The sequence below is a fragment of the Mariniphaga anaerophila genome (assembly GCF_900129025.1).
Taxonomy (GTDB): Bacteria; Bacteroidota; Bacteroidia; order Bacteroidales; family Prolixibacteraceae; genus Mariniphaga; species Mariniphaga anaerophila.
On record NZ_FQUM01000002.1, the window covers coordinates 147,706 to 164,707 of the forward strand.

Here is a 17,002-nt window from a genome sequence, read left to right on the forward strand (position 1 = left end):
ATATAAAAATCAAAAAATGAAAATTCAACAATCCCTGAGCATTTTGCTACTGCTTTTTCTGTCGTCTTGTGCAGAAGTAATGCAAATTGCACAACAGGCACTCGACGAGGAACGGCCGCTCAATCAGACCGAAATAATTGCCGGGCTGAAAGAGGCGTTGGTGGTTGGCACTAACAAATCTGTTGACGTATTGGGCGTTACTGACGGTTATTACAAAGATGAGCTGGTGAAAATTCTTTTGCCGCCGGAAGCAGATGTAATCGTTAATAATATTGGCCGCGTTCCCGGTGGCGAGAAACTTCTGGAAGATGTTTTGCTGCGCATTAATCGTGCTGCAGAAGATGCCGTTTCTGAAGCCAAGCCAATTTTTGTGAACAGTATTAAAAGCATGACAATTACCGATGCCGTTGGTATTCTGCGGGGCGAAAATAATGCAGCCACTTCCTATTTGCATCGAACTACTTACAACGATTTGTTTCAGTTGTACCGGCCTAAAATTCAGGCTTCGCTGGATAAAAAGCTGGTTGGAAATGTTTCTACCTCTCAAAGTTGGAACACGCTTACTTCCAAGTGGAACGATGTGGCAGGCTCAATGGTTGGACAAATTGCCGGACTGAAACCGGTGGAAACAAAACTGGACGAATACCTAACCGGAAAAGCGCTGGACGGGCTTTTCACTAAAATTGAAACCGAAGAACAATTGATCAGGAAAGACCCGGCAGCGCGTGCAAGTGCCCTGCTGAAAAGAGTTTTTGGATCGGTTGACTCATAGAAAACAAAAAGAAGAAGTTTTATTCGGATACAGGTTGGGCAAGGCTTCTTCTTTTACTTTCGCTTTTTATTAATATGAACTATTAAGTGCTCTTCGGATTTTATTCCCCGGGCAAACTATATAAACCGTTAAAACTGAATAGAATGAAACTTGAATTTCAAAGAATCGAGGAAGCCAACGATCTGGTGAATCAGTTGATCGAACACCACCCCCAGGCAATATTTCTTACCGATCAAAATTTTAAGGTGAAATATTTCAACGATGCTTTTCGTAAGCTTTCGGAAAGCGACAAAGGAGATGTGCTGGAGCATGAGTTTTGTGAAATATTTGGCTGCACCCAACGTGGAAAAAAAATAGACGCCAAAGATAGTTTTTGCGCGCGTTGCCGGATTCGGGAGTTGTTGTCGGGCTCTAATTTGTCGGAGCTGGAACTGGTACGCGATTTTTATATCAATAATAGAATGGAAACCAAACATTTGCATTTCGATGCGCACCGCGTGGTAATGCAGGGTCTGAAATACCGGTTGGTGGTAGTGGACGACAGAACCCAAAAGCGTTAATCAGCAGAATCAAAATCATTAACAATAAAGACTCTGAGGTAGGTTCGCCGCCGGATTACTCAAGTAAAATTGAGCCCGGCGGCTTTTCCTTTTGCAGGCGTTTGGCTTTTTTAACTGCCGAATTTTTTGCCCTGCCAGGTGTCGCGTTCTTTCAACCTTTTTTCGACTTTGGCAACAAATTCAAAATTTTTTATCCCCCATTTTGGTGCAATTAGCATGTCGTCCGGAGCCTGGCTGACAAAGCGTTCCACAACAATTTTCGGGTTGAGCAGTTCGAGGTAATCCACCACAAGTTCAACATATTCTTCCGGCGTAAAAAGATGAAACTGTTCCGGATTTTCGGAGTATTGTTTTTCCATTACGGTTCCTTTGTGGATTTGCAGTTGGTGTAGTTTGAGGTTGTTTAACGGCAGCCGTGAAATTATTCGGGCCTGTTCGAGCCAGTCATTTCTGTCCTCGTCGGGAAGCCCCAGAATAAGGTGGGCACAATTGTTAATTCCTCGCATTGCGGTTTGTTCCAGCGCCCAAACAGATTTCGCAAAATTATGGCCTCTGTTCATGTTTGCAAGAGAAACGTCGAGGTGCGATTCAAGCCCGAATTCCACCATAATGTACACTTTTTTACTCAGCTCTGCCAGGTAGTCCAGGAGCTCTTCTGTTACGGCATCGGGCCGGGTGGAAATTACCAGTCCCACTATTTTTGGGTGTTGCAATGCTTCTTCGTACAACGGGATTAGATTTTCCAGCGGCGCCCAGGTGCTTGTGTACGCCTGAAAATAGGCAAGAAACCGCATGGCTTTATACTTCTTTTCAAAAAAGCGAATTCCTTCCTGCACTTGCTGGCCGACCGGACTTTTGAGGTTTGTGTAGGTCGGTTTAAACGTTTTGTTGTTGCAGTATGTGCATCCGCCGTATCCTGTTGTCCCGTCGCGGTTGGGGCACGAAAAACCGGCGTCAATCGAAACCTTTTGAACCCGTTCCGAAAACAGGTTCCGGAAATAGCTCGAAAAGTCGTTGTAGCGTTTTGTGTGTCCCCATGAAAAAATATGTTCTTGCATCTGTTTTTACGGAATTTTTTTGCTTGTCGCCTCTGATATTAACTTCTGTCAGCCTGAAGGAGTCAGTCTGAAATAGTTGCGGCCAAATTACAATATTCTTTTTTACACTTGTTAAAAAATAAATGAAAACTTTGATTTAACTAGGCGCTGAATAATTTTTAAAACGGAATCTTATTTCTATTTTTAAAATGGAATTAAAAAACGAAAAATATGTTTACTCACAAAGATAAAACTCAAATAGAACAGCGCGGAAGCCAGCTGGATGTGGTTCTGCAACAAATAGAAAATTTCAAAAAAGGATTCCCCTATTTGAATTTGACTGATGCAGCTACATTAAATAACGGGATAATAAAACTTGACGAAACAGGCATTCGGAAAAGTGGCGAAAGGTATGAAAAACAGGTCGGTGCCGGAGTTAAACCGCTTAAGTTTGTGCCCGCTTCGGGTGCTGCCAGCCGTATGTTTAAAGCACTGTTTGAAGCGCTGGATAAATGCAAAGACGATAAAAATCCGGAAATAGCGCTTGCTAAAAATGCTGCTGCCCGTAATTTCTTGATAAACAAAGAGAAGTTTGCTTTTTTTGATGAATTGAAAAAAGCAGTTGCGGGGAAAGATGTTGATAATGAGTTCTGTGGAAACTGGATTGAGTACCTGTTGTACGAAAAAGGGTTGAATTACGGTGCGCTTCCAAAAGGGTTGCTGAAATTTCATAAGTATGACGACGGCCAGCGGACTCCGTTTGAGGAACATCTGGTTGAAGGAGCCCGGTATGCGAAAGACAACGAAAATACAGCCCGCCTTCATTTTACCGTTTCCCCGGAGCATAAACAGGTTTTTCAGGAGCTTTTTGAAAAAGTAAAAGGAAGGTATGAGCAAACCTGGGGTGTTACGTTCGATGTATCGTTCAGCATACAAAAACCTTCTACCGATACCATTGCGGTTGATATGGAAAACGAGCCTTTTCGCGAAGCCGACGGCAGTCTGCTTTTTCGTCCTGCAGGGCACGGCGCACTTATCGAAAACCTGAATGATTTGGATGCCGACATCATTTTCATAAAAAACATTGATAATGTGGTTCCCGACCGCCTGAAAGATACAACAGTTGACTATAAAAAAGCTTTGGCAGGCGTGTTGCTGAAATATCAGGAAAAAGTATTTCAATATCAAAAAATATTAAACGAACGGCATCCGGTAAGTCTCGACAGCGCATTTCTTGCAGAAGCTGCCAACTTTTTGGAAAATACGTTAAACACACGGCCGCAGGAAAATCAGTATTACACAGAAAAGGAACAGTTGTATTATTATCTGAAAGAAAAGTATAACCGCCCGTTGCGGGTTTGTGGCATGGTGAAAAACGAAGGCGAACCGGGCGGCGGGCCTTTCTGGGCAACGAATCCGGACGGGACTGTTTCGTTGCAAATTGCCGAGAGTTCACAGATTGATCCGGACAACATGCAGCAGCAAACCATTGCTAAAAATGCAACGCATTTTAACCCGGTGGATTTGGTGTGTGCAGTAAAAAATTATAAAGGCGAAAAATATAACCTGACCCAGTTTACCGATCCGGCAACCGGTTTTATTTCAAAGAAATCGAAAGACGGAAAGGATTTAAAAGCGCAGGAATTGCCCGGTTTGTGGAATGGGGCAATGAGCAACTGGAATACGCTTTTTGTGGAGGTTCCGATTGAAACCTTTAACCCGGTTAAAACCGTAAACGATTTGTTAAGGGAGCAACATCAATAACGGGCGCGTATTTCTTTATTCGGAGTGAATTGCTAATTTCGCGGTTTGATTTTTATTGCTTGAATGAACAGAGAAGAACGAAATTATTTAGACGAAGAGAATTTTAGCGAGGCACTGAGCCGTTTTAAACGGTCACTTGTTTCAGGCCGGAAAAGTTATTTTGACGTTTCTGAGTTTGAGGGAATTGTGGAGTCTTTGCTAGATGAGGGAGACATTAATGCTTCTGAGATTGCAGCACGCCAGGGAATGCAGATTCACCCCGGAGCAGTGCCTCTTCAACTTAAATATGCTCAGGTTTTACTTAGTAAAGGAAAATATCAGAATGCGTTAAAATACCTTGGTCTGGCAGAGCAGCTCGAGCCCGGTAATCCGGATGTGTTTTTGATAAAAGGTTCGGCTTGCCTGATGCTGGGCGACAACTACGAAGCAGATAAATCATTTCGTAATGCTATAAAAAATGCCGGTGGAGAAAAAGACGATATTCTTTACCATGTTGGTTCTTCTTATGTGCAATCGGGCGAAATAAAAAAGGCCATCGGGTATTTCGAGCAGTCTCTTCAGGTGAACCCCGAAAATGAAATGGCGCTTTACGATCTTGGCTTTTTTAGTGACCAGGAAGGGGAGTATCAGAAAAGTATAGATTATTATAATCGGTACCTCGATATCGACCCGTTCAATTTTTCCATCTGGTTTAACCTGGGAGTTTCCTACAACAAATCCGGGAATTTTGAAAAGGCTGTTGAAGCTTATGAATTTGCACTGGCTTTAAATGATGAGTTTGACCAGTCGTTGTTTAATATTGGCAACGCGTATGCCAATGCCGGAAAATACAGGGAGGCGATTTCCAAATATATTGAGTACCTGGAGCTCGAGCCCGAAAACGATGATGCTTGGTGTTACATTGGTGAGTGCTATCTCAATCTTGATGAACATGCAAAAGCTGAGTCGTATTACCAGAAAGCCATCAAATTGAATAAAGAAAACGATGCTGCCTGGTTTGGAGTCGGGCTGATAATGTGGTTGGAGAAAAAGTGGGAAGAAAGTATCGTTTTCATCAAAAAGGCTTTAAAAATTGACGATTCAAACTCTGAATACTGGGTTACACTTGCAAAGGTTTACAACGATTATAACAGCCCCAAAAAGGCGGAGAGCGCACTGAAGAAAGCTGCCGAACTTGAGTCAGATAACACCGAGATTTGGCTGACCTGGGTAGAGGTTTTTCTGAAAGAAGGAAATCAGGAAAATGCGCTTAAAGTTTTAAAATCGGGCATAAAGAAAAACGACGACCCGCTGTTGAAATACCGCATGGTGAGCCTTTTGCTTGAAAATAAACGGGAGAAGGAAGCCGTTAAAATGCTTAAAACCGCCATGGAGCAGGATTTTATGCAAATCAATTACCTCTTTGATGTTTACCCAAAGGCAATAAAAAACGCCAATCTGCAAAAAGCAGTTGACGATTTCAAAGCAAAGAACAACCTGTAATCGGGTTGTTTTTCTTCGCCATATTATTCGGTCAGTTCAAGAAACCAGCCAATGGAATAAAGCCCGGCAGGTACAATGCCGTCGATGTGATCCACATTTGGAATTGGAATGAACTCTACATTTTGCGCGCCTTTTGAGACGAAATCCTGTTGAATACTGTTTGAAACCTGAGCAGGAACAAATGTATCTGCTGTTCCGTGTATTATCTTTGTGGGAACAGATGTATTCCAGGCTTCAATACTGTTCGCCTCCAACATTGTAATTAATGAAGAATAACTTTCATCGGTGTTGAAATTCGTCCGGTAGTTTTCGGTAAAAAGCTCTGAAATGTTGGTCGAAAGTTCGGCGTTGATTTCTACTCCCGACTTGGTGCCGTCGTAAAGAGTCGGAATTTTTGCGGCGTAAGGTTCGTTGAATATTTCTTCAATGGGAGTGGTCATCTCTTCGAAGTGCGAATAACTGTCGAACATATAACCCACAAAATATGGCATCGGGTAGGTGCTCTGGCCTAAAATGTATTGGTTAACAAAGTTCAAATCGTATGGGCCTGCGCCGGGGGCACTTGCTTTTAGGTTGAATTCGCCTGAATAATTTTCTTCGATGGCTTTTTGTACCTGTAAAGTAGCCCAGCCTCCCTGCGAATAGCCGGCAAGATATAAATCTTTGTTCAGCGAGAAATTCCGGATATCGGCAAGTTCGTCCACAGCTCTTAGCATGTCAACAACTGTTTGAACGGTAGATTCTTTATGCAAATACGGGTGAAACATATTATCCGATGCTCCAAATCCCAGGTAATCAGGCAGCGAAACCACAAATCCTGTGGAAGCAACTGCTTCGAGCAAAAGGTACAGTTCGTAATTTGGATTTACCGAAGGGGCGTTGCTGTGCAATGTGTTTGTGCCGTTCTGATAACTCATTATGGGAAATGAACCTTCGCCGGTCGGCACACAAACCAATCCTGAAGCCAATTTAGACTCTCCGTTGAACGTGGTTTTGTATGAAATTTTGTAAATGATAATGCCGTGTTTTACCCGTTCCTGCACTACTGCCATTTCGGGATACAGTTTAACCATCTGGTCGAACATGGTTTCGACCATTACCGGCAAATAGGAACGTACCATTTCGTAGCCTACCAGATACGTGGTTTCCGGTTCTTCTTCTTCGTTATTAAACAGGTTGTGACAGGCCGAAAAACTAATCACTAAAAGAAAAATGATAACCCCGCGTAGGAGATTTTTTATTTGAATCTGCATAAAAATTTTTTCCCAAATGTACAAAAAATATGAATGTTTGTAGGAACGGTTAACAACCGTTCGGCATTACTGATCTATCTCGAGCACCTCTTTTGCGCCCGAGTATAACGATTTCCACCAGTAGTTCAGAATAGAACGTTCTTGGTTGCGGGAGTACTGAATTCGAACCGGAAGAAGTTCTTTCCCCTTGGGGTTTTTGGAATTGATAACCATTCTATTGGCCAGAAACGAAGCAAGTTTTGCTTTTCTGACTTCGTCGTTGTCGTAATGAAGCACAGCTATTTTTAAGTTGTCGTACGCAAAATTGAGTTCGCCTTGTGCCCGGTCTTTGTCGAAACTGATGTCAAATTCAAATTTGTTTAGCTGGCCATCTTCAATGGCAAACGGCGCTGATTTTGCAACCATTGTGTTGAGCACTTTTAATGGCATTGGCGACAAAAATCCCTTAACCGAATGGTTGTAGCCGGGGTCTGCAAGATTGAAACTAAATTGTGTTTTCAACCACGATTCGTTCAGAAGCCGGGCCTGTGCAGCCAGTTCAAAATTTTTGGTTCCTCTGATTTCCTTTTCGATATTCGAAATTCGTCCTCCTGAAAATGTTAAGTCGTTAAAAGTAATGTACCCGGGCTCGTTTGAAATGCCCAGCAATTCGCTGTATTTAATGTACGAAGGCATAAGTTTTACAGAGTCGAATACAAAATTCTGTTTAATGTTTTTTATTAAATCCTGTGGCCATGGTGGCCGTTGATTGTGGTTAAAAGGATACTTTTTGTTCCGGAAAATTTCCAGCGTTGAAGAGCCGATTTGTAACTTTTTTGCATCCAGAACATTTTCCTGGAGCCAACGTTTTTCATCGATGTTTTTAATTTCAATAAAATCGATTTTGGCCTCAACCACATCGGTTTGGAATCCTTTCATTTGAGGAAATTTCTCTTTTTCGCGCAAAGGAGTTACTGCAATATTTTTCAGCAAAACGTTGTGTCTGGCCGAGTTGTATATTAGTGAATCTGCCGAAAACTGGTACATGTCGTTTTTGTCTGTTTGCGCCAGATTGGTTGTCGAAATGCAAAATTCTCTCGAATTCAAAAGGTTGGACGGCGGTTGGTTTTCACTTAAAAGAATATCTTTAAAAGAGACATTCATTTCGTCTTTAAATAGTTTCTTTTCCAGCCAGTTAAAGTGCAAAAATGCGTTGTTGAGATTCAGTCGTTTCACCTTAATTTGATTAACAAACTCCTCTGCATAAGGGTACAGATCGAGCGTTTTGAGAAATTCAAGGGTGTCTTTTATCTGTTTTTTGATGTGAATGTCAACTTCCGGTTTGTTTATTTCAATCACGTCAAAATCAAAATTATTCTTATTGAAAGCGGTTTTCAGGTCAAAACCAGAAAAATTAATTTCGGGAGCCAGAATGGAAAAACTGTTCTGGTTGTTTGCAGAAGCTTCGGGTTTAACTTTTAATCGTTGTATTCCAATGGATTTTTGTTTTCGGTTGAAGTTGATTTTGTCGATTAAAATTGAATGAGCTTCGTTAATGGGCGCTCTGAAATCGGAAATGTTAAGCAGTATGTTTCTGCTTCGAACCCGGGCGTGGTGGTTGCTGTCGTTTTTCAAAACAATTCCCGGCACTGAAAAATCAAATCCGAAATTTGCTTTTTGCTCCTGCCCCTTTTCCGAAGTTTGATAAGTAGTTGCTTCTGCTGCTGTTATTTTTAGTTCGTTTAATCGGAATGACTCAACAAACGCCGGCATGGGAAAAATGTAGGCTTTCAATTCAAGCGATTTTGCGCTGCCTTTTCGGGTGTAAATCTGGAACCGCGGAGATACCAATTCCAGTAGGTCTATTTTTGGTTCCTGAGAGTACCACGCTTTCTGAAAATCAAATCCTTCGATATTTAATTCCGGGATAGCTATCTGGAAAGTGGTGCCCAGTGTTTTGTATTTCTTTGAAGTGATAAGCGGAAAAAGCAGCCCGTTTTTTAGGTGGATGGAGGATTTTGCGGACGATAGTTGTATCTCGTTTCCTTTCAGTACATGCACGCTGTCCGACAATCCGAACTCCTGGTCTCTGATGGTAATTTCAAAATCGTCAGAAAAAAGCAGTCGCTTTTTTGAGAGTTCCGCTTCATTCAGCCTGAAATTGTAAAGTGATGCAGAGAAGTCGTTGCCAAACGATGTGGTTTTCCCGCTGCGGGTGTGATTTATCCAGGCCAGGTTGCCGTTTGTTATGGCAAATTGCCTGATGTTAAAATCTTCGATATAACTAAAAATGAGTTGGTAAAATTCAGATATGTCGATTTTTTTCTTTTGGGTTCGGAGGGCGCCAAAGTTTTCGAAATAGATTTTTGGTTCGGATATGTTAAAATCAGAAATGCGAAGTGTTTTATTGAAAAAGGCCTTGCGTAAATCAACGCCTGTAATTTTTATTTTAGGTACTGAAATCCGGAACAGTTCCGAGCGGTTAAAACGTTTCATGTCGTCCATTGAAACATTTTTAATAACAGGCTGCAGTTTGAAATTGTCGACCTGCACCTGCCTGGTTAAACTCGAAATGACTACGCTGTCAGCCTGCAATTGGTGGAGGTCATCAATCAGCCGCATGTTGTAATCTGAAAATTGGAGGTCGAAATTGGTTGCATAGAAGAATTTGTCGGTTCGCTCCACACTGGCCGAGTCCAGACTGAAATCGGTAAGGCTGAAATTAAAACTGGTTTCAAAATAACCGTGCAGGTTTCCATTCAGGCTGTTTTCAATTTCCAACCTTCCTCCTTTTATATAAACGAGGTTGGAATAAACGCCCTTGAGGTAGTCGGTTACCAGTTCGAATAAAAGCCCCTGCTCTTCCTGCTTTTTTTGTTTCTGTTTTTCCATATGATAAAGCAGGTGCACTTCCGGCTCAATAACTTCGATTCGGGTTGACGGCATTGAACGGGTGTGGTACAGGTTTTTTAAAACGACTCCTTCGATGTTCAGCGCATCGCATTCCACATTTACTTCGGCCCGGCTGTTTGCCTTGCCTTTGTTTACAGGTTGAAGCTGAATTTTTTTAGCGCCAATCCGGTCCGAAAAAGTAGAAACATACAACGAGTCTGCCCTGAACAGGTGTTCGTCGTCGTCCAGTTTCAGACAGTACCCGGCAACTTTCATCTCCAACTCATCAGAGTGTAAAAGCTTTTCCCGGTTCCCGGCAGAAGTGGAATCAAGGTCAAAACCGTTCAGAATAATATCGATGGATTTAAATTGCTGTTGAAATGCGGTGGTGTCTGGTTGTCTGAATATTTCGAGCTGCGCGCCATGAAGGTAGAAGCTGTCTACCTGAAGCTTGTTAAAATGGTTCTGCACCAGTGAATACAGTTCAAAGCTGTTAATGTCTTCCAACTCCAGTTGTCGCGAATTTTCTTTTTCGAAAAATTTGATGTTGGGATGTTTAAACTCCAGGTAACTGATTTTAAGCGAATCGTCGAGCGCAAACCGGGCAATGCTGCGGCTTTTTACGTTCACCTCCGGCACGTTTACTTCAAACAGGTTTTTGTTTTTGGGGCGAAATCGGGGGTAAAGCTGGAACCCAAGTGCCTTAATATCTGTTGACTTCAGCGAATACAACAGGGTGTCTACAACCAGAATATGGATGCTGTCGCCCATGTCATTTTTGAAGTCATTTATCCGAATGAGCACGTCTTCTGTTTCAAAAAAACCGGTATTTTGTTTTATTATTTTTGAATTGGTTTTGAACCCGAGCACATCCACTGAAACTTTTTCGGCCTGCGAAATAAACCCGGTATCTCCGGGCGCTCCGTAAAAGCCGAAACTGGCGTCTTCCAGTCTGATCCTTTCTACACCAACTTCCTTAATCTCTTCGAAAAGCGGTCTGATGTCTGTCGTCAGGCTGGCGTTTATTTTTGCCGAATCGGTTTTCAGGAGTTCTTCGCCTTCCAGCTTAATGGTCGGGTTTTTTATTCGAATTTCCCGACAGAAGAATTTGCGCTGCCGAACAAAAGATTTCAGTTCAATTCCTTCCATTTCTATTTCGGATGCACCAAATGTGTAGAAGGTTTTTTCGTGGTAGTCTTCTTGTTTAACGGCCAGACTGTCGTTTGGCAGCAGGTGTACCCGGCTAAACTGAACCGAAAACGGGAAAGCCCGGAAATCAATTTTATCGATTGTCAGCGCGTAAATTCCGCCCGATTTTTTCTGGATAAATTCTGAAACACTGTTTTTTAAATAACCCGGAATGAAAACCCATGCTGCTGTGACGGCGGCCAGCAAAAGTACTGCAATAGCCAAAGCTGTCGCTGCTCCAATCTTCTGTATCCTTTTTCTTCCGGTCATTTGGTAAAAATGGGAATTTTTTACAAGATAAAGAATTCCACACGGACGTGGACTCAGCCTGTTTTTGAGCATACTTTTTTTGTGCAGGCGAGGGCGTTTTGCCGACGATATTGTTTTGTAAATCAATAAAATTCATATTTTTATGTATTCAAACTGCTAATGATTGTAACCATGAGACTAATTCTGGCCTTTGTCGTTACTTCTCTTCTTTTCTTCTCCCTGAATGCGCAACCTGTAAAAATTATGTTGGTTACCGGCGGACATTCGTTCGACACGTTGCAGTTTTTTCAGATGTTCGATGCACTGGAAGAAATTGAATACATCCACTTTGCACAACCCCGCGCAAATGATGTAATTTCACGGGGAATTGCCGACGATTTTGATGTACTGGTTTTTTACGACATGTGGAAAGAGATCTCCGAAAGGGAGCAAAACGCCTATATCGATTTAACAAAAAAGGGGAAGCCGATGCTTTTTTTACACCACGCTCTGGTTTCGTATCAAGACTGGCCTCAGTTTGAAAAATTTTTGGGAGGGCGGTACATTCAGAAGCGACAAGGGGTTCCCGAGGCAGAACTTTCCACATACGAACACGACGTTTGGGTTTACGTTCAGCCTGCCCGAAACCATCCGGTGACAAGCGGCTTGGGCAACCTTCGTTTTTTTGATGAAGTGTATGGAAACTATCGCGTTTCTGACAATGTAGTGCCTGTTTTAATAACTAACCATCCGCAGAGCAACCAGATAATAGGTTGGGAAAACCGGTTTAACAATTCCAGAATAATTTATCTCCAGCCGGGGCACGACAAACGTACCTACGAAACCCCCGACTACCGGCAATTGCTTTTACAGGCAATCCGGTACCTTGCTTCTGAAAATTGATTGTACACAGAAATATGGCATCAACTTAAATCAAAATAATTCTGATAACCAATTAAAAATTAATCAAATTATGGAAAATGTGAACAGAAAAAGACTGTTTATCGCAAGTTGCCTGGCCTTGTTGGTAACCGCAATTACTTTTGCCATTAGGGCACGTATCGAAGGTGTTTTTACTGATGATTACGGGTTGTCCAAAGAGGAAGTCGGACGTGCATTTGGACCGGCATTCTGGGGCTTTGCCGTGGCTATGTTTGCCGGTGGTTATTTTATCGATATTGTAAAAACAAAAACCGTGGTTTGGATGGCATTTGCCATGCACCTGGTTGGGATTGTTTTGCTGCTTATGGCAAAAGATTACACATCTCTGTTTATTGCCAACGTGTTTATCGGCCTGGGGAACGGAAGCGTGGAGGCTGCATGCAATCCGTTGGTGGCTACATTGTTTCCTGACAAGAAGACGAAAATGTTGAATCGGTTCCATGTGTGGTTCCCGGGCGGCATTGTAATCGGCGGCCTGTTGGCGTGGTTGCTGATGGATGCTTTGAACCTGCGTTGGGAAATCCTGGTTGGGTTGCTGTTTATCCCGCTGGCGATTTACGGATTTATGTTTCTCGGACAAAAAATTCCGGAGACTGAACGTGTTGCAAGTGGCGTTTCTTACAAAGAAATGATGCGCAATGTGGGCGCGCCTGTTACCATTACCGTTGCTGTAATTATTATGATTCTGGTAGCAACCGTTCCTTCGCTTTCAGTTTCGTTCGACAGCGCTTTACCGTTTATTATTGTAGCAGCAATTATTCTGTTGATTGTGGTGGAAGGGAGAGTGGTCAATAAAATTACATTGCTTTTTCCGCTGGTGTTTTTCTGCATGTTGTTAACTGCGTCAACAGAATTGGGAACTACCCAGTGGATTAACGCTTTACTTGCTGAGAACGGAATAAGCCCGATGATTATTTTGGTGGTGGTAACCGGAATTATGGCAGTTGGCCGGTTTTTCGCCGGTGGCCTGGTACACCGTCTGAATCCTACGGGAGTGCTGCTCGGCTCCGCAATTATTTCAACCGCCGGGTTGCTGCTTTTGAGTATTTCAACCGGTGCGGTAATGACGCTGTTGTCGGCAGCCGTATTTGCAGTTGGCGTTTGTTATTTCTGGCCTACCATGATTGGTGTGGCTTCTGAATATATTCCCAAAAGCGGTGCTTTGGGCATGTCGATACTTGGCGGAGCAGGTTTTGTTGCCACGTCAATGGTATTGCCGATTATGGGAAAATCAATTGAAACAGCAGGTGCTCATATTACCCTGCGCAACATGTCGGTTTTGCCGGTAATATTAATAGTGGCTTTTATCGCCCTCATTTTAATCGTGAAAAAGCACAACCAAAAAGCTGAATAAGATTCAGTTTGCACTATCAAAGGAAGCTGCTCTGAAACCCGCCGGAGTCATTATTTGCGGTTTTTGTAGCAGCTTCTTTTTTTTTTGAAGTGATGTTTTTGTAATTTGAAACAGAATTCAAAATAGCTAATTATGTTGTACGTTTTACTTGTTGGTTTGGTGGCGGGCGCCATTGCCGGGCTTATCGTCCGCGGAAAAGGATACGGCTGCCTGCTGAATATAGTAGTCGGGGTTATTGGAGCATGGTTTGGAAACTGGCTGCTTCATGAGCTGGGTATTTTTGTGAATAGCGGATTGTTTGGGAATTTGCTAACTGCCGTAATTGGAGCAGTGGCGTTACTTGGGTTGGTCGGGCTAATCAGAAAATTGGCAAACTGATTTGTTAGTAAAGGAATAGTACGTTAGGTGTCAAGGAAAAGCAACCTAATTCAGATCGAAAACATCTAATTGGAAAAACAAACACGATGAAAACCATAATTCCCAATTTAGTTGTTATTGTTATTTTATTGACAGGATGCGATAAAGACCAATTTGATACAGATAAAAATCTTACCGATGGATTTTGTATTGTATCAAATAACGAAGTCGTTTTGAATCATAATGATTTTGAATACTACGATTACTCAACTCATTTGATTTACTTAAAGGATAATAAATCGTTTGCCGATGATATTGAAAGTATTGGAGACTTTACTGTTTATGCCGGTGGAGATGAAATTTACAGCGGTCAGACTCTTCCCGGATATTCGTCGTTTTTGCCCTCCGGGCCGGTAATTGGGACACATCCTTCTTTTTATAACGATAATATTGTATCAATTGGATTTATTCTGTACCTCGACACATTGGGTAACTCTTTACCAGACCCGCGTGAAGATGAAAGAATTATTGATGTATTAAAAAGGTACAATCAATTTCATGCCGGATTGGGTTGTGAAATCAAATCAGTTCAATATTTGTCGAGAGCTAACGTAAAAGCAGAGCTGCTGCTAACAAATAATGACTCGTTCAATTATCACTATATAGATCCTGAAAAAACCGGAATTGGTCTGTTCCATTATTTCACAAATGGACTACTTCTCAGAAATTTCAATGCCAAGAAAACTTATACGCATAAAACAGATATAGTTTCAGCAGATCCCTGGAATACCTGGAGTAAGGATTGGTTATCAGTGATTAATGGAAATGAGAGTAAGGTAATAACACTGGTTTATGATAATTTTGAAGATGTTCCCAAAGGACAATACAGCGCAACTTTTGAATTTCCCGGACTAAGTTTTCAGGTTGACAAGAAGGATATTATTCAAAATAATGGCCAAATTTGGTTAGGAAAGCTGAATGTGATAAAGGAAATTGTGATTGAATAAAATTGTGAAAGCTTAAAAATATACTTCGTCATTTTAATATCGCCTTTTTGAACAGCAGCGTTTGAAATGCTCCCCTGGCAAACATAAAAAGTACCATGGCCAGCCACAATGCATGGTTTTCCCATACCGGATTCAGGAGAAAATACACAGGCGCAAAAACCAGCAATGTTGCAGCAATCAATGTGTTTCGCATTGCTGCCGAAGCAGTGGCGCCAATATAAATTCCATCCCAAATAAATGAACTGAAACTGGCCAGCGGAATAAAAATCACCCAGATAATAAATGGTTGCGCACTTTGAATAACATCTTCCTGCGAGGTTAACAGCCTTAAAATAAAATTGATACCGGCAAAATAGACAACCGTGAATGCCAGTGCGAGTCCCAGTCCCCACACAAAAAGCAGTTTTACTACCTTAATAAGTTTGTCTCTTTGTCTGGCTCCAAAAAATTTTCCGACCAAAGCTTCTCCTGCAAAGGCAAAGCCATCAATAAAAAACGAAAAGAAAAGCAGCATCTGAATAAGCAGCGAGTTAACAGCAAGTATTGTGTCGTTTGTGCTGGCCGATTTTGATGTGAAAAATGTAAACACCAGTATTATACAGAAACTTCGTATGAATATGTCGGTGTTTACTTTGAAGAACGAGGAAAACTGTTTTATTCCGAAAACCGTTTTAAGCTCGAGGCGGGGGAGGAGGCTTTTGTATTTTTTCAGGAAGAGGAAAATGGCAATCAATAATCCAATGTATTGCGAAAGCGCAGTTCCTAGCGCCACTCCTTCTGATTTCATGTTCAACCCGAAAACGAAAAGTACGCTCAACAGGATATTGGCCACATTGGCAGAAATGGCGATAATCATTGGGTAACGTGCATTTTGCATCCCCAAAAACCATCCGCTGAAAACAAAAAGGCTTAGCGCCGCCGGGGCAGCCCAAACTCTGATGAGAAAGTATTCGCGGGCAAGTAATTCCACCTCTTCACTTCCCCCAATTAGTTTGAAGCTGGCCCACGCAACGGGGAGCTGCAGCGCTAGAATAACCAGTCCGGTAAACATGGCAACCGCCAGTGCCCGTGCCAGAATATTTATGGTTTCGGTTTTGTTTTTTTCTCCAAATGCCTGTGCCGCAAACCCCGACGTACTCATACGTAAAAAACCAAATCCCCAGTAAATGAAATTGAATATTACACCGCCAATAGCAATGGCACCAATATATATTTCGGATCCCATGTGTCCCATTAATGCAAGGTCTATCAGGCCAAGCAACGGAACTGTAATGTTGCTGACAATATTGGGTACGGCAAGCCTGAGAATATCGCGGTTCATTGTTGAGTTTTTAGAAACGGCAAAGGTAAGAGAATTAGAAAGAATAAATTAATGCATTCTCTATGAACAATAGGGGAATTCAATATGTTTTTATCCTAAAATATTTGCAGGGGCAAAAAACGCACCCTATATTTGTATAAAAGACAAAAGAGTATTTTAATAATTTTAACAAGAGAAAATAAAAAGATATGGCATTTGAATTACCAAAATTAGGTTACGATTACGCAGCGCTGGAACCACATATTGATGCGCGCACAATGGAAATCCATCATACAAAACACCACGCAGCTTATACAAATAATTTGAATAATGCTATTGCAGGCAGTGCACTTGAAGGAAAAAGCATCGAAGAAATTCTGAAAGGAGTTTCAGAACACTCTACCGCTGTAAGAAATAACGGAGGAGGATATTATAATCATAATTTGTATTGGGAAGTGATAGCACCGGGCGGAGCAACTAATCCGGAAGGTGAACTTCTTAATGCACTTAACGAATCTTTTGGTTCAGTACAAAATTTCCAGGAATCATTTGTTCAGGCTGCGCTTACGCGGTTTGGATCAGGTTGGGCATGGTTGGTTCTTCAAAACAATAAACTGGTGGTTTCGTCTACGCCCAATCAGGATAATCCGTTGATGGATGTTGCCGATGTTCAGGGAACGCCCATTCTGGGTATCGACGTGTGGGAACATGCGTATTACCTGAATTATCAAAACAGACGTCCGGATTATGTAAATGCATTCTGGAATCTCATCAACTGGGATGAAGTCGCCAGGCGGTTTAAAGGTTAGTTGATTTTTGGTTTTTTTCCCCGGGATGAGGTCCCGGGGTTTTTCTTGCTTTTTTGT

General features: G+C 42.0%; 13 protein-coding genes. 9 read left to right on the top strand and 4 right to left on the bottom strand.

The genetic code is table 11. From position 1 onward, the window contains the following. The first annotated feature begins 16 nt into the window (after positions 1–16). Complete coding sequence (locus tag BUB08_RS03785) at positions 17–772, top strand: DUF4197 domain-containing protein (protein ID WP_072999105.1); 756 nt, start codon at positions 17–19, stop codon at positions 770–772. Positions 773–915: 143 nt separating this feature from the next. After that, entirely contained in the window at positions 916–1,332 is a 417-nt protein-coding gene (locus tag BUB08_RS03790; protein ID WP_139249610.1) for a PAS domain-containing protein, read from the top strand. A gap of 110 nt (positions 1,333–1,442) precedes the next feature. Here the strand turns inward: BUB08_RS03790 and BUB08_RS03795 are convergent, their stop codons facing one another. After that, the gene (locus tag BUB08_RS03795; protein WP_072999109.1) at positions 1,443–2,390 is read right to left on the bottom strand and encodes a tRNA modification radical SAM protein MnmL/YtqA; all 948 of its coding nucleotides are present in this window, start codon (positions 2,388–2,390) and stop codon (positions 1,443–1,445) included. Between the two features lie 210 nt (positions 2,391–2,600). Between BUB08_RS03795 and BUB08_RS03800 the strand changes: the two genes are divergently transcribed. Beyond that, complete coding sequence (locus tag BUB08_RS03800) at positions 2,601–4,133, top strand: DUF4301 family protein (RefSeq protein ID WP_072999111.1); 1,533 nt, start codon at positions 2,601–2,603, stop codon at positions 4,131–4,133. Between the two features lie 63 nt (positions 4,134–4,196). After that, positions 4,197–5,615, top strand: coding sequence for a tetratricopeptide repeat protein (locus BUB08_RS03805; RefSeq protein ID WP_072999113.1), 1,419 nt, complete (start codon positions 4,197–4,199; stop codon positions 5,613–5,615). 23 nt (positions 5,616–5,638) lie between these two features. Here the strand turns inward: BUB08_RS03805 and BUB08_RS03810 are convergent, their stop codons facing one another. Together BUB08_RS03810 and BUB08_RS03815 are read right to left on the bottom strand one after the other, a co-directional pair. Further along, on the bottom strand, positions 5,639–6,868 hold the full coding sequence (locus BUB08_RS03810; RefSeq protein ID WP_072999115.1) for an alpha/beta hydrolase family protein: 1,230 nt from the start codon (positions 6,866–6,868) through the stop codon (positions 5,639–5,641). Between the two features lie 66 nt (positions 6,869–6,934). Next, positions 6,935–11,269: a hypothetical protein gene (locus BUB08_RS03815; RefSeq protein ID WP_139249611.1), complete on the bottom strand. Its 4,335-nt coding sequence runs from the start codon at positions 11,267–11,269 to the stop codon at positions 6,935–6,937. 99 nt (positions 11,270–11,368) lie between these two features. Between BUB08_RS03815 and BUB08_RS03820 the strand changes: the two genes are divergently transcribed. From BUB08_RS03820 to BUB08_RS03835, 4 genes are all read left to right on the top strand, one after another. Beyond that, on the top strand, positions 11,369–12,079 hold the full coding sequence (locus BUB08_RS03820) for a ThuA domain-containing protein (RefSeq protein WP_072999834.1): 711 nt from the start codon (positions 11,369–11,371) through the stop codon (positions 12,077–12,079). Between the two features lie 79 nt (positions 12,080–12,158). Beyond that, entirely contained in the window at positions 12,159–13,472 is a 1,314-nt protein-coding gene (locus BUB08_RS03825; RefSeq protein WP_217651551.1) for an MFS transporter, read from the top strand. 132 nt (positions 13,473–13,604) lie between these two features. Continuing rightward, on the top strand, positions 13,605–13,850 hold the full coding sequence (locus BUB08_RS03830) for a GlsB/YeaQ/YmgE family stress response membrane protein (protein ID WP_072999119.1): 246 nt from the start codon (positions 13,605–13,607) through the stop codon (positions 13,848–13,850). Positions 13,851–13,936: 86 nt separating this feature from the next. Then, the gene (locus BUB08_RS03835) at positions 13,937–14,836 is read left to right on the top strand and encodes a hypothetical protein (protein WP_072999121.1); all 900 of its coding nucleotides are present in this window, start codon (positions 13,937–13,939) and stop codon (positions 14,834–14,836) included. Positions 14,837–14,864: 28 nt separating this feature from the next. On the opposite strand, the gene BUB08_RS03840 is transcribed toward BUB08_RS03835, so the two are convergent. Further along, positions 14,865–16,157 (bottom strand): MATE family efflux transporter, encoded by a 1,293-nt coding sequence (locus tag BUB08_RS03840; protein WP_072999122.1) that lies wholly within the window; start codon positions 16,155–16,157, stop codon positions 14,865–14,867. Between the two features lie 188 nt (positions 16,158–16,345). Between BUB08_RS03840 and BUB08_RS03845 the strand changes: the two genes are divergently transcribed. Further along, the gene (locus BUB08_RS03845) at positions 16,346–16,945 is read left to right on the top strand and encodes a superoxide dismutase (RefSeq protein ID WP_072999123.1); all 600 of its coding nucleotides are present in this window, start codon (positions 16,346–16,348) and stop codon (positions 16,943–16,945) included. Positions 16,946–17,002: the final 57 nt, after the last annotated feature.